The organism is Mucilaginibacter flavus (genome assembly GCF_030409315.1).
GTDB lineage: Bacteria > Bacteroidota > Bacteroidia > Sphingobacteriales > Sphingobacteriaceae > Mucilaginibacter > Mucilaginibacter flavus.
Genome location: NZ_JAUFPS010000043.1, coordinates 117,572 through 141,103 on the forward strand (window position 1 = coordinate 117,572; position 23,532 = coordinate 141,103).

The following is a 23,532-nucleotide window of genomic DNA, read 5'->3' on the forward strand; positions in this document are numbered from 1 at the left end:
TGATTTGAAGATGAATACTCTCCCTTTAGTTTCTGTAATAATTCCTTGCTACAATGCAGAACGGTACGTTGAATTCTCGGTAAGATCAATTATGAATCAAACATATAAGAATTTGGAAATTCTTTGTATAAATGATGGTTCTAACGATTCAACTTTGCAAGTACTAACTAAATTATCGTTGGAAGATCCAAGGGTTGTTGTTGTTAATAACGAAGTGAATTATAAAATAGTAGGCACTTTGAATAGAGGGGTTGAGTTGGCAAACGGAAACTTTATTGCACGAATGGATGCCGATGATTTTTCTCATCCTAATAGGATTGAAGAGCAGCTTAATGCATTTTTGGAAAACCCTAAATATGACGTTGTTTCTGTACCGTTTGTGGCTATATCCAGTTCGGGGAAGTTAATAGGGCATATTTCTGATTACGATTGTACAGGTGTAGGATCAAATAGATTTGTTGCTTTATTTAATTCTCCTGTAGGACATCCTGCAATAATGATCAAAGTAGAATTATTAAAAGAATACCGATACAATAAAACAGAAGCAGCTACTCATGTTGAAGATTATGATTTATGGGCCCGCTTATTGTTAGATGGTTATAATTTCCACAATATCCCCAAACCATTATTTAATTATCGATTGAATAAAAGTGGTGTTAGCTTCAGCAATCGGGAGCAGCAAGCCAATAACGCTTCAGCTATATCTGCAAAGTTACTTTTGCATTTTTTGAATGTATCTGTTAAGCCTGAAATATTGTGTGTTATAAACAAATACTCCCTAACCAATGATGTTAAAATATTAAGGGAAGCTCTAGTTCAATTTAATGAAATTAGATTAAAGTATGTAAATACATATGAATACGAATTAACGAAGGCGGATTTAAAGGAAATTAATGATTGGTATAATCAAAGGGTTATTTTTATTTTATTTCGGCACTTTGTGCAAGGTAGTCTGTCTGTTAAAACATTTTCGTTGTTTTATTTGCTAAAAAAGGTGCGCGTACTTTTGGAAACTAAAACTTATGTAAATGCTTTTACAGCAATTAGAAAATTAGCATATAACTAAAAGTTTGATGATGTTCAATTCACTTAGATTAGATATTCATAATAATAAGGGCAATTTTAAAGGATTATTTTTCATTCTTTTTTTTCGTTTGGCGCAACTTTTTCTAAAAAAGGGCTTTATAGTAAAACTTATAGGTTTACCATTTACAATAGCTTATAAATTTACTTTTCCTTGGATTTTAGGCATTGATATTCCATTAAATACTGAAATCGGCACCGGTTTTATGGTTTTTCATGGTCAAGGTCTGATTGTTCATGGTGATTGTAAAATAGGTTCTAATGTTTTGATTAGGCACAACACCACCTTAGGTCAAAAAAGTAGAAACGGTGGAGTACCAATTATTGGTAATAACGTAGATATAGGAGCTCATAGTATAATAATTGGTTCTGTTAAAATTGGCGATAATTGTATTATTGGAGCGGGTACATTCATTAATGTAGATATTCCTGAAAATTCAATAGTTTATGGAAGGCCACTCGTCATAAAAAGCATCTAATATAAACTTTACAAGTTAGTTATGAGTAACTCTAAATACGAAGTGTTAAAATCAAAGTCAATAGCGCTAATTATACCTGATTTTGATTACGGTGGCGAAGAAAAAAGAGTTGTAAATTTTGCTAATTATTATTTAGCCTATTTCAAGAATGTTTATTTATTTTCGCCTGATGGCAAAAGTTCAGAGTTGCTTTCTAAGGATGTAAAACACATAATTTTAAACACTCGCAATCCTCTGAATATTATTTCCATACTCAAAGTTATTAAGGAAAATAAAATTGTTTTTTTTCAAGGCCATAAAAGAGCTTCTATGCCTTTTTTATTAGCTGCAGAGAAATTATTGAAAATCCACAGTGTCTTTAACTTTGATAACATTTATCTAAAAAATAATTACTTGCTTAAGTTTATAATGCCTAAAAACCTTATATACCTTTCTGATGTAGTAAAAAGTTTTTATGATAAATATAGCAAAGGGCATGTCAACATTGTTATTAACATGGGGGGAGATTTTTATGCTAAGCTTGATGAGAATCAAAATAACATTGCTAAAAGAAACTTTAATATTCAAAATGAGTTTGTTTTTTTGAGTTTGGGGAGGTTATCTTTTCAAAAAAATCAAAAAAAATTGCTGAATGCTTTGGCGATAATTAAAGATAAAGACTTTATCTGTTTAATTGTTGGCAGCGGCCCGTCGGAAAAAGAACTGAAAGATCTTGTAAAATCTAATGGTTTAGAAAGTAAAGTTAAATTTTTAGGTCATAGAACGGATATAGAACAATTACTTAATATAGGTGATGCGTTAGTACAATCATCATTTTTCGAGGGTTTTCCCAATGTTTTTATTGAAGCTGTGTCGGTGGGTTTACCAATTGTAGCAACAAATGTTGGTTCGTCAAAAACATTGATTATGGATAATGGCTTATTAGTAGATGGTGATAGTACTGCTGAATTTTCAAATGCACTTATTGATATGATTGACAATTATCAAAAATATAAAAAGGCAGCTATCTTACTTAGAGAAAGTGTTTTTTTTAAACAATTTCATAAAGATAAAATGTTGCTAAATTATCTGGATTATTATAACTCGATATCAATGTAATTTATAATGAAATGTTATGGGAAATGAAGCCTGGGATATAATCATGGATAAAGTTGGAGATTTTAAAATAGCCAAAGGCATAACATCATTTGTTAATCCTTATTCTATGCTTGTTTTAAAATCTCATAGACAGATTGCCGAAAGTATAGATTATTGGAACGTTGATGGTATTTCGTTAGTCAATAAAATTAACAAATATTTACAGAATAATATTTCTCGATTTAGTTTTGATGAAACCTCAGTAGCCCCGTTAGTATTTGAATATGCTTCTCGTCATAACCTGAAAATTGCTATTATCGGCACAAAGGAAGAATATATAACTAATGCTATTTTGGCGATTGAAGAAAAACACGAAGTGAAAATCTCTTACTATCGCAATGGTTATTTTGATAGCGAGGAAGAGGAATTTCAAACGATAAATAAATTAATTAATCTTAAAATTGATTTAGTAATTTGCGGGATGGGAACTCCCTATCAGGAACTTTTTTTAATAAAATTAAAAAAAGCTTCTTTCGAAGGATACATGTTTACATGTGGCGGTTATCTTCATCAAATTTCACAAAAAAAAGAATATTACCCCGATATTTTTGATAGACTTAATGTAAGATGGATATATCGAATAATATCAGAACCTCAGTTACTAAAACGATACGGTATAAGCTATCCGAAATTTTTTTTCTTGTTTAAAAAGTTTGCAAAAATTAAGTACGCAAAAGGGAAGGTTAAAGGTCCCCATTAGTTTTTATAATAGAAAGAGGGTAGGGGAAAATATCAAACTATTTAGTCTCACTAATAATACTGAATTAGAAAAAGCGTTCTTTAACTGCTTAATAGCAGAACCTTAAAAAGGCATGAAATTTTAAGGCTATTAAATGGTTTCGAAAAATATTTATGGTCAAAAAACGCAATTGTTTCATTGTTTTTTACCCATAGCATATCCGTTGGACACTAACTATAACTCACGCGATACAAGCCTGGCTGCCGCCCTCTCTCCGGCAATCTGTAAATAGGGTTTTAAAGTTTTTAGCCCTTTTTGCAGCTAATGTAGGGATTGCCGACGGACGTAGCCTCGTCTGGGGGAGTAACACGCGTATTGTTGTGCACCATGCTGTCCTTCAGGTACTGTTAATTCCAATATTGAGACACATTTAACCGCATTAAGTTGCAGTAAGGGATCCGATACGTTTTCAAGGTTTACTTGCTGGCAAGACATTGGAGTGCCAACTCTGGAATTTTGTTACGATATTGGTCCTTAGTGAAGGATTACCTCTATGCAGGTTGTCATATCTCTTAATATCTGCAGTAAAAGCACAACTGCTTCGTTATCTTCGGCATTCGCTGCGATCTCTATCACAGCAATCATAAAAAATATTTTCGCTAAATACGACGTTATATTTTATTCCTTTTACTTTATATTGCAATTGTAACGGTTTAGGGCCATATTAATTCCCTTTTTGCGCATTGCTTTTCCGGTATCCCTAAACGGGCATTTATATCCTGCCCTTTTTTAACCTAACTATGCTTCTCAATTTGGATACCGGTAAATTAAAGCATCCTAAGTTGGACATTTCTTGTATCATTAATAAGCTAACTCTCATTAGCAAAGTTTACAGAGAACACTCGCCATTTACAGTCTGTTGTATCGTGTGTTGAATGGTATTCCTAATAGATTGTAAATTATTTTTTCGATTGGTCGAGCGTTTACAACCAAAGAATCAGTTACTTTTACCAATACTATCGTTACTGAGGCCCACAAACCCTTTATTATAAAGTGGCGAAGCTAATTTTAGTTTATATACATTTATTGTTTTAATGCCATTAGATCCTTTTCCCGGCCCAATTAGTTGTGGATCTGAAGTTGTTTTATTTGGATCATTTGGTTCTGTGTTGGGATGGTAACCATAAAAATTATTATTTGAAAATACTATATTATTTCCGGAAATTGAATATTTTGTATTTTTGCTTAAATTATAGAAGATATTATTGCGGAAAAATACGTTACTTGCGTTTTGTACTACTACAATATCGTTTTTTTGTGAAGTGTCTACGTATATAATGTTGTTATATATGTGATTTTGATCACTTCCGTTGTTTACTAATATTCTACCGTGTTTGTTTACAGCGCGATCATTTTGGCTTATATTATATCTTACAATGTTGTTCCTGTCATATTTTTCTCTGTACCATTTTTCCCAAATAGTGTTACAAATCATAATCAGTTCACCGGCATTGTTGTGACTATAGTTATATTGAAATATCGTACCGTCATTTTGTCCATCAATATCAAAGGCTCCGCAATCAGTATCGTGAGGCGGGATATTGTAAACCTCATTATATTGCCAAATAACTTTTTTACAAATGTAAGACCACATGCCCGATGCGCTATCATATGCCGCGGGTTTGTTTGAAACGTTATTCTCTACAATTACCCCTCTTCCTGTTGTGCCGTCACAAACTGCAATATTTATTGCAGCGTCGGCTGTATTTTCTGTATAGTTGTTTTTAATAGAAATGTCATCTGAATATGTTACTTTGCCCCAAATATCTGTGTTTTCATTATCAGTATTTGCCCACTCGCTGGCGATGGCAATGCCGCATCCAAATCGATGAATATTTTTTATTATGTTATTTTCTATAGATATTCCACTAAAACAGGTGGCCTCAGTACTACTTGATGAACCTCTTAATGCCCTAAACTGAATACCGGCTACCCCTCCCCACATTTTATTTACTAAGTTATCATCATAAGACGGGGTTACAAATACAGGTTTCATGAAAGTGTATTTAGTTGTTACGCAAGCAATGTCGTGAATGTTGCAGTTTTTTATATAGAAATGATGGCAAACGCCGAAATCTTTAGCCATTATTAATATTCCATTTCTAAAATCTCCTGTGTTGGCATCGTTTTTCAAATCGAGATTATTAATTTCCCAATATTGCTGATTGTAAAATCTTAAAACAGCACCGTCATTATCTACTGATCCGTTTGCATCTATTTTAGGTTTTAACCCTTTTCCGTATTTGTCGATTTTAATTGGATTTGTCGGGTTACCAGATCCTTTTGGCATTAGCTGGCCAATCCATGCGCATCCCGATTTCAACAAAATTCGATCTCCCGGAAGAAATGTTGTACGATTAATTTTCTCCAAGGTTTTCCACGATGTTGAAATGCTTGTGCCGTCGTTTTTGTCGTTTCCCGTCGTGGCGTTAATATAAAATGTCCTGTTTAAAGCCCAAGCGTTATTTGCATTTAGGGCAAACAATAAACATATCACTACAATCAATTGTCTTCCGGCTGTTTGTTTAATTGTCATCTTATAATTATCTGAATTTTAACCAAGAACGTTTAATAAAGTTCGTTATTGCTCATTTTGGAATGCAAATAAATTAAAATTTGTTGGTATTCGTAGCTAAAGGCTCGTTCGGTGTTTAAATCTTTCTCAAAAAACGCCGAAATCGGTTTGCAAGTGAATAGGTGGGAATGATTGGTGCCGCTTAAATTGAGTAATTTTATTTAACGTTCTTGATTGATCAGCAATACCAGAATGTGCGAAAAGGAATAGGAAAAGTAATCTTAAATACTATCGATAAAGGCACAATCAAAGCATTTTTTCAATAACTACATAATCAGTAGCACGTAGGGAATGGTTAGTCACAAAATAGGTTGTGTTGAATTCTTCAATTCGTTCCTGCAAACATGATTGGGGGCGTTTATCGAAATTAAAATAAGAGGAGAATTAGGTTAACTGGCGATTTAGTATAATAACCCCGGTACTACAAGTAACTATTCTTTTGGGGTTATCATTGATAACCCCAAAAGAATAAAAACAAACTATTTGATGCCTGTAATTATCTAAGAGAACTGAAGCTGCAGATAATTTTTGTATAAATATTGTTTTTTTTATTTCCTATTATATCAGCCTCCGTAAATTTTGATAATATAATCCTACCTATACCAGCTTCGCCTCTGCCCTGATCATAACAAACATAAAGTTGTCCTGTATTATCTTCAGTTAAAGCCGGATAGGAACTACCATAAATGGGATCATTGTCTATAACAAGGTTATAAGGCCAGCTTTTCCCATTATCGGTTGAAAGGAAAGCTGTAAGTTTAGTCCTCCATGTAGCATTATTTACAATTAAGATAATGTTACCTGACCTTAGTTTTCCAAAAAAAGGCCGGGAAGCCGCCAGTGGCCCAAGTGAGGTAAGTTTCGAAGGTACATCCCATGTTAGCCCTGCATTTTTGCTGTGTGTCATATATAAACCATCCAATTCCCGATTTACTGCGGTATATAAAGTGTCATTATTCGCTACAACCATTTCTTCATCATAATTCCTTTTTGATAAAACCACTGGGATTTTTGATAAGAAAGCAGGAGTCAATATTGTTTTTGTACTTTCATTATATTGGGATTTATATAATATAGGTCCGTCTAAATCTATGGGAGTTGGTGTGGAAGGAAGCCCATTCCATGTGTTGCTAAGTAAGCCCGGGCCAAAAACAGGAAATATCATGGTCGAGCTGTCGGCCCCAATAGAAGTGGGTTTAACGCTCATTTCGCCACTAAACATTCGGACTGGTTTGGTCATTACCGTTTGATTATTCTCTTCCTTAATCATTATGTTCCAGACACCTCTGAGTCCACCGTCCCATCCTCCGCTAACAGATGTCCAGGAAAGGTGTAGATTGCCAAACTTATCGTCCCATAGTGATGGGTCAATTTGTCGGTCAAAGTCATTTTTCGATGCTATAATTACGGAATTATTAATCCAAGTTTTTCCCCAATCTTTACTCTTTGATATGGTTATATAATTCCCAACTTCTTCACCCTTTTTGCCGCAATACCATGCTGCGTATAAAATACTGTCTTTAATACCAATAGCGGGTACGCCTTCCCAGCCTCGTTGTGCAATATACGGGCTCGTTAACGGAACATCACGAAGAAAATACGAGTTAGTTGATGAATCTGACGTAAGTGCCGAAAAATTATCTGGGGGTGTTGTATGTACAATCGGAGGATGATCAGCCGGTTCGGATCCCTGAGTTGGCTTTTTGCAAGCAACACTGCTTAAAATAAGAAGCACGATAAAGAACAAAATAGTGTGGTATTTTTTTTTCATTGTTAGTTAACTTATTGGATGGGAATTATGATAATACCTATATGAATAACTCATGCTATTGCTTAATAGGCTCATTATAGCTGTATTTTTTCAGCATAATTGCAAAATGGTTCTTAAATTTGTATTTTGATCGTATGGTATTTCCGATTACTAAATTGTATACTTAAAAAGTAATGTTAAAGGGAATGGTGTCGCGTTTTTTTTGTTTGGAATTAAAAAGAAGAGGGACATAAGTAATTGTTGGTTAATCTTTAGTTAATCGCTTGTGTGATAAAATATTGTAATTTTTTCATTACAAATATTGTCATTTTTACTTTTATATCATGCTTAAAAAAAATAAAGTTATCATTTGATGATATTGTAATAACTTAGGCGGGTTTATGTTAAAATAATGTTAAATCATTTTCTTGTAATGGAGCCTTAAGGTAACTCTAACTCTTGGATATTTGAATGGTTGACTACATTATAATACCCAAATTGAAAAATAAAATTATCGGATAATTGAAAAGTTAGCAGAAAATCATAAATTAAGGATTAAATAAGAATAGTATCAGCCAGCAATAGCATCTCCTAAATTATTTAGCTGTTTTAAATTTTATACTGTATCTATATCGTCTGTTTTTTACTGATATTGATCCCCAAGTATCATATTATAGTTTTTAGTTAACCAATAGCCATTGTTCCAAATTATAGACGATCATCTTAACAGGTAGGTACTAAATTTTCGTAATAGTGCTGTAGTTAGCGCTTTTCGTTTTTTCCTTTAGGTTATAATAAGTACTTAAAATGTGTTTGCCGAATTAGGAGGAAAATAAACCTTGGGTTCGTTATTTTTAATTATTACATTTGACAGTCTAAAAGCATGATTTATGTGAAAAAGATAATTTTTTATGCTTTTTATGTGAATTGTTTCTACCTTTTGTCAAATTTATTGTGAATTTTATGCCCGGATCTTATTCATCTACGTCTCACGATTATCATTTTGATATAGAAGAAGTCAACACCATAGCCAATGAGGTAATCGATGTTGAAGCATCGGCAATATTAAATCTTAAAGGTCTTAACAATGGTAGTTTTTATACAGCCGTTAATTACCTGATAAAGTCAAGCGGCAGAGTTATTATTTGCGGACTTGGCAAATCCGGGCTTATCGGGAAAAAGATTTCCGCAACACTTGCCAGTACAGGCACTCCAAGTTTTTTTCTTCACCCTGCCGAAGCCATTCATGGAGATTTAGGTATGATTGTGGGTAATGATGTTATCATTACCATATCGTACTCTGGCGAAACGGATGAAGTGTTGAAATTAGTGCCAATCATAAAAAAATTAGGCATTCCGCATATATCGATAACCGGTAATCCCAACTCAACGCTGGCAAAAAACTCAGATTGCTCTTTAAATGCTCATGTAGCACGTGAGGCTTGCGCATTACAGTTAGCACCTACCTCGTCAACTACTGCAACATTGGTTATGGGCGATGCTTTAGCTGTTACGTTAATGAAACTTAAAAACTTTAAGGAACACGATTTTGCTCAGTTTCATCCAGGCGGAAGTTTAGGCCGTCAGTTGTTGTGTAAGGTATCCGATGAAATGGTAATAGACCCGTTGCCTATAATACGCCCTGAAGATAGAATAAAGGAAGTTATAATGTCAATAGGATCGGGACAGCTTGGTGTTACTGTTGTTGTTGACGACGCAGACCTGATAATCGGCATTATAACAGATGGTGATTTGAGGCGGGCAATGAGTAAATTTGAATATGACAAAGGTTTTTTTAATTTGACAGCTAAAGATATTATGTCAAAAAATCCTAAACGTATTAGGCCAAGCGCGCTTATAGCAGAAGCAGAAGGCATGATGAATGAAAATAAAATCAATTCGTTGATTGTAGAAGATAACAACAAACTTGTAGGAATACTTTATCAAAGAAAATTAAAATATGGCACTTTATGACCAAATAGTGAGCAATAACTTTGTTATTGCTGGCCCCTGCGTAATTGAATCTGAAAGCATCTTATTTAAAATAGCAGAAACAGTTAAGAAAATAGCTGAAAAGGAAAATTTCACTTACATTTTTAAAGCTTCCTTTGATAAGGCGAACCGTACTTCATTGGGGTCTTTCAGAGGAGCGGGTATTCAGGAAGGTTTAAAGGCTCTCGAAAAGGTGAAAAAAGAATTTGATTTGCCGGTAACCACCGATATTCATGAGCCGGCTCATGCAGCAATGGCCGCCGAAGTTGTTGATATTCTTCAGATTCCGGCTTTTTTATGCCGTCAAACAGATTTGCTTTTAGCAGCTGGCCAAACAGGGAAAATTGTGAATATTAAAAAAGCTCAGTTTTTGTCAGCCGGGCAGATGAAGTATCCTATAGATAAGGTTATTTCTACCGGCAATAACCAAGTTATGTTAACTGAAAGAGGAAGTATGTACGGTTTCGAGCGAATAGTTGTTGATTTTACAGGTATAATAGATATGATGAAATTCGGAATACCTGTTGTTTTAGATGCTACGCATTCTGTTCAAAGACCAGGATCACTTGAAGGAAAAACTGGGGGGAATCGCGATTATGTGCCATTTTTGGCTCATGCTGCCGCCGCCATTGGTGTTAAGGGCTTCTTTTTTGAAACGCATCCTAATCCGGAAGAAGCCTTATCTGATGGGCCAAACTCCGTTTATTTGGCCGATTTTGAAAAAATTATACGTGATACCCACAAATTTATAGACTTGAATAAATCAAATAATTAATAAATTGAAGATGAAAGTTGTAGCATTTTTGCCAGTAAAAGGAACCAGCGAAAGAATCGAAAATAAAAACACCAGGATTCTTGACGGCAAACCTCTTTTTTTGCACTCCCTTGAAAAATTGGTTCAGTGTAATTTTATTGACGAAGTATATTTGGATACAGAATCGGAAGTAATTGTTGATTTGGCGAGCGAGGTTAAATGCAAAATACTAATGAGAGACCCAAAACTTGCAACTAACAAAACAGATGGACATCAATTGTTTTTTAATGAAGTTAGACAGGTTGAGGCTGATATTTACATCCAAATATTGGGTACGAGTCCTTTTATCAGCCCCGAAACAATAAAAAAAGGCATTGATGTACTCATCAATTCGGCCGAGTATGATTCTGTAGTTTTAGTGAAAAGAGAAAAGCAATATACCTGGAATCCCGATACGCTACTTACCAACTATGATCTTAATAACATTCCTAACAGCTTCACGCTTCCTGATACAATAATTGAAACCATGGGTTTGTATATTGTACGGAAAGAAACAGCTTATAGCACTCAACGACGCATTGGCGATAAGCCCTATATGCTCGATGCCAGTAGTCTTGAGGCCATTGATGTTAACTACCCGGATGATTTTGAACTCGCATCGTATATTGCTGCAGGTAAACGGGAAGACGAAAGAAAATTACTCCGTAATATTGCACAGTTGCTCACATCGCCAATGCTTTCTGATATTATGGATGACTTAGGTATCGAAAATAAGGTTATAAAAGGAATGAGGCTTAATATTGATGGCAAGAAAATACTTGGAAGAGCTAAAACACTTAAAATTAAGGCACGTACACCAAGCGACACTAACTCCATTTATGATGCTTTGCTCACCTACAAAACAATCGTACCCAACGATATCATTGTTGTAGAAAACGAATTACCTCAGTATGCTTATTTTGGTGAGTTAAACGCTAACCTGGCACTAAGAGCTGGAGCATCTGGTGCAATTATTGGCGGTATGACACGTGATCATTCGGAAGTTAATGCGTTGCAATTTCCAGTCTTTTCAAAAGGTTACAATTGTCAGGATATAAAACATAAAGGTACTGTAGCGCATTACAACAAGCAGGTGCAAATAGAAAATGTTACAATTGACCACCAAGACCTAATATTTGGGGATGGGGAGGGAGTTATTGTTATACCTCAAAAATATGAAGCGCAGATATTAGACCTTAGTAGAGAAGTGATAAAAAAGGAACGCAAAATTGTAGCCGAAGTTGCAAATGGAGTGGATGTATTGACGCTTAGGGAACGACATGGCGATTTTTAGCAAGTTAAATACGCTAAAACAATATTTCCTTTTATAATATCAATTAATAGTAATGGAAAGTAACAAACACTTTTTTCTTAAATATGTCAGATAAGTTTAGTTCTATCAGCACATTTATATTTGATGTTGATGGCGTATTGACCGATGGCATCGTGTATGTGGGCGAATTGGGAGAACAATTAAGAGGCTTTAATATTAAAGATGGATATGCTATTCAATTAGCTGTAAAGTGTGGTTATAACATAGCAATCATTACTGGGGCCAAGTCAAAGATCGCTCAGTACAGGCTAAATTCACTTGGGGTGTTTGATGTGTTTTTAGGCGTGGAATCTAAAGTAGATGTGTTGAACGCTTATGCATCTCAAAAAGGCTTAAACTTTGAGCATATGCTTTATATGGGTGATGATATTCCAGATCTGGACGTAATACAATTAGTTGGATTACCGTCTTGCCCTATCGATGCCGCACCGGAAATAAAAGATTGTTGTAATTACATATCACCACAGGCTGGCGGGCAAGGCTGTGTACGCGATGTGATTGAGAAGGTATTAAAATCGCAAGGGAAATGGATGCGGGAGAAGGCCTACAGTTGGTGATCCCGAAGTAATTAATTCAAGTTTTTTACTTTTAATAACGGTGCTGTTTTTGGCACATTTTAAAAAATGTGTTTCTCTTTAAGCGTTAGTTTATTAATCCTATGAAAACAATTCTAATCACCGGCGGTGCCGGCTTTATCGGCTCACACGTTGTGCGTCGTTTTGTAACTAACTATCCGGATTATACAATAGTTAATGTTGATGTGCTTACCTATGCAGGTAATTTGGAAAACCTGGAGGATATCGAAAATACGCCTAACTACCAGTTTGAAAAGGTAGATATTATGGATAGAGAAGCTATTGAAGCAATCTTCGATAGATATAAGGTTACCGATGTTGTACACCTGGCTGCAGAATCACACGTAGATAGATCTATTCTGAGCCCGCTTGATTTTGTATATACTAATGTAATTGGTACCGTTAACTTACTTGAAGTAGCTAAAGAAAAATGGAAAGGTAATTATAGCAACCATTTGTTTTACCACGTATCAACCGACGAAGTGTACGGAGCATTAGGGGAAGAGGGCTTGTTTACCGAAGAAACCCGGTATGACCCGCATTCGCCGTATAGCGCAAGTAAAGCAGCTTCAGATCATTTTGTACGCGCTTACCATGATACTTATGGATTAAAGGTTGTTGTCTCTAACTGTTCTAACAACTATGGGCCTTATCACTTCCCAGAAAAATTAATCCCTTTGATGATCAACAATATTATCAATAACAAACCGCTACCGGTTTATGGTGATGGAAAATATACCCGAGATTGGTTGTTTGTAAAAGATCATGCTATAGCTATTGACCTTATTTTTCATGAAGGTAAAGTGGGCGATACCTATAACATAGGAGGCTTTAACGAGTGGAAAAATATCGACTTGGTAAACCTGCTTTGTGTACAAATGGATGAAAAGCTGCAGCGTGCACCTGGCACAAGTGCGCAGTTGATCACTTACGTTAAAGACAGGCCTGGTCATGATAGGCGTTATGCTATAGATGCCGGGAAAATAAACAAAGAACTTGGTTGGGCTCCATCTGTAACTTTTGAACAGGGGCTTTCTGAGACTATTGATTGGTTTTTAACAAACAAAACGTGGCTTAACAATGTTACAAGCGGAGCCTACGCCAGTTATTACAATAATCAATACGCTAATCACATCGATAGCTAAACAAATATAAAAAGATGATAATTACCCCTACGCCGCTCGAAGGATGTATAGTTATAACCCCCAGAATATTTAATGATGATCGGGGATATTTTTTTGAATCATACAATGCGCAAAACTTTAATAAAGCAGTAGGATACGATGTCAATTTTGTTCAGGATAATCAATCGTATTCAACGAAAGGAGTGTTCAGAGGGCTGCATCTTCAAAAAGGAGAGTATGCACAGTCAAAGTTGGTTAGAGTTACTGAGGGAGAGGTGTTAGACGTTGCTGTTGATTTAAGAAGCCAATCTGCTACCTATGGGCAGTATTTTGCAGTTAAGCTATCTGCAGAGAACAATAAGCAATTTTTTATTCCAAGAGGGTTTGCTCATGGTTTTGTTGTGTTAAGCGATACAGCTGTTTTTCAGTATAAATGCGATAATTATTATAACAAAGATTCAGAGGGGGGGCTTCATTTCGCAGATCCTGATCTTAATATTGATTGGGGTATCCCGAGTGGTGAATTGTTGGTGTCAGAAAAAGACCTTGAACTACCATTTTTAAAAAATGTAACAGATCTTGGCTTTTAGTAAGTTACTTAAGTCTCGCTATAAGCATAAATTAATATGAGTAATATAGTTGTATTTGGTGCATCTGGTCAATTAGGGCAGTGTTTAAAAAAGGTAGCTGCCTCAAAAGCAATTACCTCCATCGTTTTCCTGCCCAAATCTGAAGCCAATATACTCGATGCAGATTTGTTGAAAGTTGTATTTGAAAAATACAAGCCAGCTTATGCTATTAATTGCGCGGCATATACTGCCGTTGATAAAGCGGAAGATGATATTGATTTTGCCCGTGAACTCAATAAAACCGGCGCGCTAAATTTGGCTGTACAATGTGAAAATTACGGCGCAACCCTGGTGCAGGTGTCTACAGACTTTGTTTTTAAAGGTGATACACCAAATCCATTAGGTGAAAACGATATTGCCGAACCTATTAGTATTTACGGGCTTACCAAGCTGGAAGGAGAGCAGGAAGTAGCTGCTGTATTGCTCAGGCATTATATTATACGTACAAGCTGGCTATATTCTGAATTTGCAAATAATTTTGTAAAAACAATGCTTAAATTAGGTACAAACAGAGATGAATTGAAAATCATAGCCGATCAGGTTGGAACGCCAACTTATGCTATTGATCTGGCTGCTGCTATATTGGATATCATTGTATCTGGTAACGGCAATTATGGCATTTATCATTACAGCAATGAAGGTGTTACTTCGTGGTATGATTTTGCCAAAGGAATATTTGATATATCTAAAACCAATGTAAAGGTATATCCTATACGTACAAGTGAGTATCCTACCCGTGCAACCAGACCCAAATTTTCGGTAATGGATAAAGCGAAAATTAAAAATACATTCGGCTTAGAAATCCCTTACTGGCGCGACAGCCTGATGGTTTGTATCAAAGCCCTTCAAACAGCTCAATAAATAACCTATTAATATATCACCTTATGAAAGGAATTATACTGGCAGGCGGTTCAGGTACCCGCCTTTATCCAATTACAAAGGCTATTAGTAAGCAATTGATGCCTATTTATGATAAGCCAATGATTTACTATCCTTTATCGGTACTGATGTTGGCCGGAATTAGTGAAATTTTGATTATAACAACACCTGATGATCAGGCCGGTTTTGTACGTTTGCTGGGCGATGGTAGTGAGTTGGGCTGCCGGTTTGAATTTGCCGTTCAGGAGGTGCCAAATGGCCTTGCACAAGCTTTTGTTATTGGCGCCGATTTTATTGGCGATGATAAAGTTGCTTTAGTGCTTGGTGATAATATTTTTTACGGTTCTGGCTTTAGCACATTAATGCAAAGCTTTAACGATGTAAGCGGAGCTGCTATATTTGCTTATCCGGTTGCAGATCCGGAGCGTTATGGTGTCGTTGAGTTTGATAAAGAATTTAAAGCTGTTTCTATTGAAGAAAAACCTTTAAAGCCAAAATCAAACTACGCAGTTCCAGGTCTTTATTTTTACGATAATCAGGTAGTTGAAATAGCTAAAAATATCCCGGCTTCGCCAAGGGGAGAATTTGAAATTACTGATGTAAATAAAGTATACCTTGAAAAAGGAGAACTACATGTTGGTGTAATGGATAGAGGGACAGCCTGGCTTGATACCGGTACCTTTGACTCATTGAGCGATGCCTCTGAATTTGTTAGAGTTATAGAAAAACGGCAAGATACCAAAATTGGTTGTATAGAGGAAATAGCATACAGAATGAACTATATAAGCTATGAAGCTCTGCAAGCGTTAGCGCAAAAATATATTAAGAGTGGGTATGGCAAGTATATCCAAAGCATTACGCCGTAAGTAGTTGGGTGTTTTGAATGCCTATCCATATTTTAGTTCCTTCTGTAAGACAAAAATCCGCATCAAGCGGATTTTTGTCTTAACATAGTTTACGTAGATAATTAAAAAAATATCTTGGATATTTTGTAATATTACTTTGAATAACTTGGCACTTAACAGCGGATGTTATTCAAAATAATAAAAAATAAAAACTTTAACATTGTTATCATAAAATAATTAGAATCATATATTATGAAAAAAGTGGCCTTAATTACCGGTATAACAGGCCAGGACGGAGCCTATCTTACAGAATTATTACTTTCAAAAGGATATGAGGTACACGGTATAAAGCGAAGAAGTTCGCTTTTCAATACCGATAGGATTGATCATTTATACCAGGACCCGCATGAAAAAAATGTAAATCTCACATTGCACTATGGCGATTTGAGCGATTCAACCAACCTTATCCGTATAATTCAGCAGGTGCAGCCCGATGAAATATATAATCTTGGTGCAATGTCACATGTTAAGGTAAGTTTTGATACGCCTGAATATACTGCCAACGCCGATGGTATAGGTACCCTAAGATTATTAGAAGCCATTCGCATTTTAGGGTTGGAAAGGAAAACCAAAATTTACCAGGCATCTACGTCTGAGTTGTATGGTTTAGTTCAGGCTGTTCCGCAGTCAGAAACTACGCCGTTTTATCCGCGTTCTCCTTACGCCGTAGCCAAAATGTACGCGTATTGGATTACCGTTAATTACAGGGAAGCTTACGGTATATATGCCTGCAATGGTATTCTTTTTAATCACGAAAGTCCATTGCGCGGAGAAACCTTTGTTACCCGTAAAATTACCCGTGCAACCGCAAAAATAGCAATGGGATTACAAGACAAACTCTACTTAGGAAATCTTGATGCACAACGCGATTGGGGCCATGCAAAAGATTATGTAGAAGCCATGTACCTGATATTGCAACAGGAAACACCTGAAGACTATGTTATTGCCACCGGCGTAACTACAAGGGTAAGAGAATTTGTACGTATGGCTTTTGCCGAAGTTGGCATAGCCATTGAGTTTACAGGACAGGGTGCAGATGAAAAAGGTTATGTAACATCATGCAGTTTACCAGAATTCCAGGTGGAGATAGGTAAGGAAGTAGTTACTGTTGATCCCAAGTATTTCAGGCCTACCGAAGTTGATTTATTGATTGGCGATCCAACCAAATCAAAAACCAAATTGGGCTGGGTTCCTAAATATGATCTGAAAATGTTGGTACAAGACATGATGAAAGCCGACGTTGATAATTTCCGAAAAGAAAAATTATTAAAAGAATCTGGCTACAGTATTAAAAATCAATTTGAATAATCACAATGGATAAAGCATCCAAAATTTATATCGCCGGCCATCGCGGAATGGTTGGATCGGCGATATATAGAAAATTACAGGCAGAAGGTTTTACCAACATCGTAACCAAAACTTCTGCGGAGCTTGATCTGCGCGATTCAAATAAAGTAGCTGATTTTTTTGCTTCAGAAAAGCCCGAATATGTTTTTTTAGCAGCAGCCAAAGTTGGCGGTATTGTTGCCAATAACACTTATCGCGCGGAGTTTTTATATGAGAATTTGCAAATTCAAAATAATATCATCCATTCATCATACCTCAATGAGGTTAAAAAACTGATGTTTTTAGGCTCCAGCTGTATTTACCCCAAATTGGCTCCTCAGCCGTTAAAAGAGGAGTATCTGTTAACAGGTCCCTTAGAACAAACAAACGAGCCCTATGCCATCGCAAAAATAGCGGGAATAAAAATGTGCGATGCTTATCGTGATCAATATGGTTGTAATTATATCTCTGTAATGCCTACAAATTTATATGGATACAATGATAATTATCATCCGCAAAATTCGCACGTTTTACCGGCATTGATTCGTAGATTTCATGAAGCAAAAGAGCAAAATGCTCCTGATGTTACTATTTGGGGTACTGGCGAACCCAAGCGGGAATTTTTGTTTGCAGATGATCTGGCCGAAGCTTGCTTTTATTTAATGCAAAATTATGACGAGGCCGGCCTGATAAACATTGGTACCGGTGAAGACATTACCATAAAAGACCTGGCCTTTTTAGTTAAAAAAATAATTGGTTATAGCGGCGATATTAAATTTGATACATCGAAGCCCGATGGCACTCCAAGAAAATTGATGGATGTTTCTAAATTACATAGTAAAGGCTGGAAGCATACTATTGAATTGGAAGATGGGATTAAACTTGCCTATCAGGATTTTTTGTCAAAGGCACTACAATAACCGTTAAAATAACGTGATATACCAGCTTTAAGATGGCTTAAGTTTTATAGTTTATAACTATTGCTTAAGTTATTACCTATTAGCGTACCACTTAAAGCATATTGGGGCAAGTACAGGTAGCATCAATAATTTATATAGTTAATTTTAACCTATCTGTTATTTAATCCTAACAAAGTTGGTTTAATTGCCGTTATAATGTGATAGAGAAAAAAGGAATTTCAAACGTTTTTGTAAAACCAATAATAATCCCACCTTCGTATGTTTAGGGATAATTATTATACCAACTTTTTGTGTTAATTAATTTTGCTGGCAAACGTATATTTAAGTGCATAGAAAAATAAAAACAAAATAAAGTTAGCAACAGCGATTGAAGCTTACGGAATAAATGATACAGGAATTATTATTGTAAATAATTTAGCAAATAGTAATCCTTTTATAACCCAAACATTAATAAAATATTAAAAACCACATAAGCGTATGTCTCAAATCACTAAAATTTGTTGTATCGGTGCTGGTTACGTCGGCGGACCAACCATGGCCATGATCGCAAAAAAATGCCCTCATATTACAGTAACAGTTGTTGACCTTAACGAACAACGTATAGCGGCATGGAATGATCCGGATGTAGAAAACATCCCGGTTTATGAACCAGGCTTAAGCGAGGTTGTAGCAGAAGCCAGGGGCCGAAACCTATTCTTCTCCACAGATGTGGACGCGGCTATTCAAGGGGCACAAATGATTTTCATTTCAGTAAATACACCAACTAAAACTTATGGTGCTGGTAAAGGGCAGGCGGCAGATTTAAAATGGATTGAGCTTTGCGCAAGGCAAATTGCACGGGTATCAAAAGACAATAAAATAATCGTTGAAAAATCAACCTTGCCGGTAAGGACCGCGAGTGCCATAAAGGATATCCTTACGCATACAGGAAATGGCTCGCAGTTTCAAATTTTATCTAACCCCGAGTTTTTGGCTGAAGGTACCGCTGTAGAGGATTTGGATGCGCCTGATCGTGTTTTAATTGGTGGCGATAATACCCCCGAAGGACAAGCAGCTGTTCAGGCGCTGGTAGATGTTTACAACAACTGGATTCCAAGGGAGCGCATCTTAACTACCAACGTTTGGTCGTCTGAGTTATCTAAATTAACAGCAAACGCGTTTCTTGCCCAGCGTGTATCTTCCATAAACTCCCTTACCGAACTTTGCGAAAAAACGGAAGCCGATGTTAATGAAGTTGCAAGGGCTATTGGTACAGATAGCCGTATAGGGCCTAAATTTTTAAAGGCCTCTGTTGGTTTTGGTGGTTCGTGCTTTCAAAAAGATATTTTAAACCTGGTATATATTGCCCGTACTTATGGCTTGCAGGAAGTGGCCGATTACTGGGAGCAGGTTATTATTATGAATGATCATCAGAAAAAGCGTTTTGCTAACCAAATGATCAGGGAGTTGTATAACACGGTTAATGGCAAAAAAATAAGCTTTTTGGGTTGGGCCTTTAAAAAAGATACCAACGATACCCGCGAATCGGCGGCGATTTATGTTGCAGATCACCTATTAAATGAGCAAGCTCAAATTATGGTTTATGATCCTAAGGTATTAGAAGGGCAAATTTATTTCGACCTTAATTACCTGGGTACAAGAACCGCCGAAGAAAATAAACAAGGCCTTACCGTTATTAATGATCCTTACGAGGCTTGCAAAGGTGCTCATGCCATAGCGGTATTAACTGAATGGGATGAATTTAAAGATTACGATTGGCAAAAAATTTATGACAGCATGCTAAAACCGGCAAAAGTATTTGATGGCCGTAATGTGCTTAATGCAAATAAATTAAGATCGATAGGTTTCATTGTACAATCTATAGGTACTAAAAGCTAAGCCCAATATTAGTATTGAATAGTAAAATAAAAACGGGTCGACTTGTGTCAGCCCGTTTTTTGTATTTTTGAAACACCTTAATTGTGCAGGCATGCATTAATATTGTTAAGGTTACAAGGAATAATCAACCTATGGAAAATGCATATGACCTCGTTATTGTAGGTGGCGGTATAGTTGGTATGGCAACGGCCTACAAGATAAACACCCGCAATCCCGAAAAAAGGATACTGGTAATTGAAAAGGAAGGCGAAGTGGCCGCGCATCAAACGGGCCATAACTCGGGCGTTATACATTCTGGTATCTATTACAAGCCTAACTCATACAAAGCCAAACTGTGTGTAGAAGGGCGACGCGAATTGGTGGCTTTTGCAAAAGAGCACAAAGTTCCTCATGACATTTGCGGAAAAGTAATTGTGGCTACCAAACAATCCGAATTGGAATACATGAACAAGGTATTTAATAACGGAATTGCCAATGGGGTAGAGGGTATTGAAAAGATAGGCGCAGAAAAGATCAAAGAGATTGAACCCTATTGTGTGGGTATTGAAGGTATTTGGGTACCCTGCACAGGTATTATAAGCTTTGCCGCGGTTACCCGTAAATATCGCGAATTGTTTGAAGCTCGTTTCCCGCAAAGTAAAGTATTAACCAATTGCGCGGCAAAAGCCTTTGAACATCATGAAGGCTACACAACCGTGGTAACCAGCAAAGGTAGTTTTAATGGCAAATATTTAATTACCGCAGGTGGTTTACAGGCCGATAGGCTTACAATGGGTGCAGGTGTACAAACCGATGCCCGGATAGTAGGCTTTAGGGGCGATTATTACGATTTAACAGAGCAAGGCAAAAGCAAGGTTAAAAACCTAATATACCCGGTACCTAACCCCGAATTTCCATTCCTGGGTGTGCATTTTACGCGTATGATTGATGGCACTGTAGAGTGTGGCCCTAACGCCGTTTTTGTATTTAAACGCGAGGGGTACAATAAAACAGATTTTTCGTTAGGCGATACCATTGAAGCATTAAAATTTAAAGGAACCTGGCAGTTGTTTTATAAGCATTGGCGTTTTGGATTGGATGAATATCAACGCGCCTTTTCAAAAAAGAAATTTTTAACAGGTTTACAGCAATTAATTCCAAGCTTAACAATGAACGATTTGCAGCCCGGTAGAGCGGGTGTGCGCGCTATGGCAATATCACCCGAGGGCGAAACTTTAGATGATTTTAAAATAGAAGCCAAAGATAACATGCTGCATGTATTAAACGCACCTTCTCCGGCTGCTACCGCGTCATTAGGTATTGGCAATGCCATTGCCGATATGGCCGCCCAAAAATTCGGGTTTAATTAATATCGATATTGTAATTTATAACTAAAGGTCTGCAAAACTTATTTGCAGGCCTTTAGTTTTTTTATGTAACAGGTTATTTACCTTTATTACAGCCATTAACCTTAACCGGGAATTAAACCATCGGCATTTAGGTTCGTCATAGAATTGTAATTGATAATCTTTTGATATGAGATCAATAAAAAGCATCATTATACCGGTATTTGTATTGGCCGGAGGCTTGCTGGTATTTTCGTCTTTCTATAGGGGGCATAATGGCAGCGAGGTATCTAAATTCCCTTACAAACAAGCAGGTTTAACTAAACAACAGGCAGTGGCGCATTTGCTAAACCGGTTTACATATGGTGCTAAACCTGGCGAAGTTGAGGAAGTTGCCGGCGAAGGCCTGGAAAAATGGTTTAGCGCTCAATTAGATGCTAAACTCCCCGACGATTCACTAAATCAAATGTTAGACAAATTTGATGCCCTTAAACTAACCAATGAGCAAATAGTAAATATATACCCACGCCCGGGCCTGGTTGCTCAAAAAGCGGTGAAGGAAGGGCTCATTAATAAGGATTCTGTTCAATCTAATAAGCCGGTCTACAAAAAAATTCTGCAGGATTACATGGAGCAAAACGGGTTGAAGCCCCAGCAGGAACTTTTCAGGCAGTTTATTAACCAAAAAATATTACGGGCGGCCTACAGCGACAATCAGCTGCAGGAAGTAATGACCAGCTTTTGGTTTAATCACTTTAATGTATCCATCACCAAAAATGAATGTGCCGAATTTATCCCGGATTATGAGCGTGATGTGATCCGCCCTAATGCGTTAGGCAAATTTGGCGATCTTTTATTGGCGACAGCTAAATCGCCGGCTATGCTGTATTACCTTGATAATTTCAGCAGCTCGTCGGCCCTTGAACAAAAACCGCAAATAATGGCTATGAACATGGCCGATACCAGTAAACAGGCCATATTGCTCAATAAACTTAAAAAAGCAAGGCAGCAACGTGGGCTTAACGAAAATTATGCCCGCGAAGTGATGGAACTGCATACCCTGGGGGTAGATGGCGGATACACCCAACAGGATGTTACCCAGGCAGCCAAAGTGCTTACCGGCTGGACAGTTTACCCTATGGGCGAATACGGCAAAGGAAACAATGTCATGAATGCTATAAACAAGCGGGGTGAAAATAATGGCTTTGTACATGACGGTGATTTTCTGTTTATAGCTAACCGACATGATGGGAGCGAAAAAACGGTATTAGGTAAACACTTCGCAGGCAACGGAGGCTATGATGAGGGTGTGCAATTATTAAATATGCTGGCACATAACCCATCTACCGCCAAATTTATTTCACGTAAGCTGGCCGTGCGTTTTGTAAGCGATACGCCGCCGCAATCGCTGATTGATAAAATGGCTAAAACATTTTTGAATAGTGATGGCGATATTAAACGTGTATTGGTTACTATGGTTTCGTCACCGGAGTTTTGGTCGACTGGAGCTTTGCGTCAAAAAACCAAATCTCCGTTTGAATTGGCTATTAATACGGTACGCAGTTTAAACGCGCAGGTTACCCAGCCGTATCAGTTATATAACTGGATAAACCGCATGGGCGAAAAAGTTTACTATTACCAGGCACCTACAGGCTTTCCCGATAAAGGGCAATACTGGATAAATACAGGAGCCTTGCTAAACCGGATGAATTTTGGTTTAGCATTCGCCTCCGGCCGTATTCCAGGCGTAAAGTTTGATCTGCTGAAATTGAATAACGGCCATGAACCCGAAAGCGCCCAAGCCGCCCTGGTTACTTTTAGTAAAATCATCATGCCCGAGCGGCCTTTGGATAAAACCATTCAACAACTTAGCCCTATGCTTAACGATCCTCAATTAATGGTTAAGGTTGATAAGGCAAGCAACAGTACTTCGCCACCGGTAAAGGATGTGCTATCGATGACTGGCGACTCTAACGGGCGAAAGCCTAAAGCAGTTGTAACGCCCAAGGTTGATGAAACCAGGGCTTCAATGATGGCGCAGGTGGTGGGAATCATTATCGGATCGCCGGAATATCAAAGACGTTAACCAT

At 36.9% G+C, this 23,532-nt stretch carries 19 protein-coding genes; 17 read left to right on the plus strand and 2 right to left on the minus strand.

Going from position 1 to position 23,532, the window contains the following annotated elements; all coding sequences use genetic code 11:
- Positions 1-10: 10 nt before the first annotated feature.
- The 4 genes from QWZ17_RS22965 to QWZ17_RS22980 are packed head-to-tail and all read left to right on the plus strand — an operon-like array spanning position 11 to position 3,399.
- A complete protein-coding gene (locus QWZ17_RS22965; protein ID WP_290307657.1) occupies positions 11-1,066 on the plus strand; it encodes a glycosyltransferase family 2 protein in 1,056 nt (351 codons plus the stop codon).
- Between the two features lie 7 nt (positions 1,067-1,073).
- Positions 1,074-1,562 carry a serine O-acetyltransferase gene (locus QWZ17_RS22970; RefSeq protein WP_290307658.1) on the plus strand — a complete coding sequence of 163 codons (489 nt, stop codon included), beginning with the start codon at positions 1,074-1,076 and terminating at the stop codon, positions 1,560-1,562.
- A 21-nt stretch (positions 1,563-1,583) separates the two neighbouring features.
- Entirely contained in the window at positions 1,584-2,660 is a 1,077-nt protein-coding gene (locus QWZ17_RS22975; protein WP_290307659.1) for a glycosyltransferase, read from the plus strand.
- Positions 2,661-2,676: 16 nt separating this feature from the next.
- A complete protein-coding gene (locus QWZ17_RS22980; protein ID WP_290307660.1) occupies positions 2,677-3,399 on the plus strand; it encodes a WecB/TagA/CpsF family glycosyltransferase in 723 nt (240 codons plus the stop codon).
- Positions 3,400-4,375: 976 nt separating this feature from the next.
- On the opposite strand, the gene QWZ17_RS22985 is transcribed toward QWZ17_RS22980, so the two are convergent.
- Positions 4,376-5,974 (minus strand): hypothetical protein, encoded by a 1,599-nt coding sequence (locus tag QWZ17_RS22985; protein WP_290307661.1) that lies wholly within the window; start codon positions 5,972-5,974, stop codon positions 4,376-4,378.
- A 535-nt stretch (positions 5,975-6,509) separates the two neighbouring features.
- Positions 6,510-7,784 (minus strand): sialidase family protein, encoded by a 1,275-nt coding sequence (locus QWZ17_RS22990; RefSeq protein WP_290307662.1) that lies wholly within the window; start codon positions 7,782-7,784, stop codon positions 6,510-6,512.
- Positions 7,785-8,726: 942 nt separating this feature from the next.
- Between QWZ17_RS22990 and QWZ17_RS22995 the strand changes: the two genes are divergently transcribed.
- From QWZ17_RS22995 to QWZ17_RS23055, 13 genes are all read left to right on the plus strand, one after another.
- Positions 8,727-9,737, plus strand: coding sequence for a KpsF/GutQ family sugar-phosphate isomerase (locus tag QWZ17_RS22995; protein WP_290307663.1), 1,011 nt, complete (start codon positions 8,727-8,729; stop codon positions 9,735-9,737).
- Positions 9,724-10,530 carry a 3-deoxy-8-phosphooctulonate synthase gene (kdsA, locus tag QWZ17_RS23000; protein WP_290307664.1) on the plus strand — a complete coding sequence of 269 codons (807 nt, stop codon included), beginning with the start codon at positions 9,724-9,726 and terminating at the stop codon, positions 10,528-10,530. Before QWZ17_RS22995 ends, kdsA begins: the two co-directional genes overlap by 14 nt.
- A gap of 10 nt (positions 10,531-10,540) precedes the next feature.
- A complete protein-coding gene (locus QWZ17_RS23005) occupies positions 10,541-11,842 on the plus strand; it encodes an RraA family protein (RefSeq protein WP_290307665.1) in 1,302 nt (433 codons plus the stop codon).
- Positions 11,843-11,925: 83 nt separating this feature from the next.
- A complete protein-coding gene (locus QWZ17_RS23010) occupies positions 11,926-12,438 on the plus strand; it encodes a KdsC family phosphatase (protein WP_290307666.1) in 513 nt (170 codons plus the stop codon).
- 101 nt (positions 12,439-12,539) lie between these two features.
- Positions 12,540-13,601 (plus strand): dTDP-glucose 4,6-dehydratase, encoded by a 1,062-nt coding sequence (rfbB, locus tag QWZ17_RS23015; protein ID WP_290307667.1) that lies wholly within the window; start codon positions 12,540-12,542, stop codon positions 13,599-13,601.
- Between the two features lie 14 nt (positions 13,602-13,615).
- A complete protein-coding gene (rfbC, locus tag QWZ17_RS23020) occupies positions 13,616-14,170 on the plus strand; it encodes a dTDP-4-dehydrorhamnose 3,5-epimerase (RefSeq protein WP_290307668.1) in 555 nt (184 codons plus the stop codon).
- Positions 14,171-14,206: 36 nt separating this feature from the next.
- On the plus strand, positions 14,207-15,070 hold the full coding sequence (gene rfbD, locus QWZ17_RS23025) for a dTDP-4-dehydrorhamnose reductase (RefSeq protein WP_290307669.1): 864 nt from the start codon (positions 14,207-14,209) through the stop codon (positions 15,068-15,070).
- Between the two features lie 23 nt (positions 15,071-15,093).
- On the plus strand, positions 15,094-15,954 hold the full coding sequence (gene rfbA, locus QWZ17_RS23030; RefSeq protein WP_290307670.1) for a glucose-1-phosphate thymidylyltransferase RfbA: 861 nt from the start codon (positions 15,094-15,096) through the stop codon (positions 15,952-15,954).
- 231 nt (positions 15,955-16,185) lie between these two features.
- A complete protein-coding gene (gmd, locus tag QWZ17_RS23035) occupies positions 16,186-17,301 on the plus strand; it encodes a GDP-mannose 4,6-dehydratase (RefSeq protein ID WP_290307671.1) in 1,116 nt (371 codons plus the stop codon).
- 5 nt (positions 17,302-17,306) lie between these two features.
- Positions 17,307-18,239: a GDP-L-fucose synthase gene (gene fcl / locus QWZ17_RS23040; RefSeq protein ID WP_290307672.1), complete on the plus strand. Its 933-nt coding sequence runs from the start codon at positions 17,307-17,309 to the stop codon at positions 18,237-18,239.
- A 477-nt stretch (positions 18,240-18,716) separates the two neighbouring features.
- On the plus strand, positions 18,717-20,117 hold the full coding sequence (locus QWZ17_RS23045; protein ID WP_290307673.1) for a UDP-glucose 6-dehydrogenase: 1,401 nt from the start codon (positions 18,717-18,719) through the stop codon (positions 20,115-20,117).
- Positions 20,118-20,248: 131 nt separating this feature from the next.
- The gene (gene lhgO, locus QWZ17_RS23050) at positions 20,249-21,466 is read left to right on the plus strand and encodes an L-2-hydroxyglutarate oxidase (protein ID WP_290307674.1); all 1,218 of its coding nucleotides are present in this window, start codon (positions 20,249-20,251) and stop codon (positions 21,464-21,466) included.
- Between the two features lie 166 nt (positions 21,467-21,632).
- Positions 21,633-23,528, plus strand: a complete 1,896-nt coding sequence (locus QWZ17_RS23055) for a DUF1800 domain-containing protein (protein WP_290307675.1) — start codon at positions 21,633-21,635, stop codon at positions 23,526-23,528.
- Positions 23,529-23,532 lie beyond the last annotated feature (4 nt).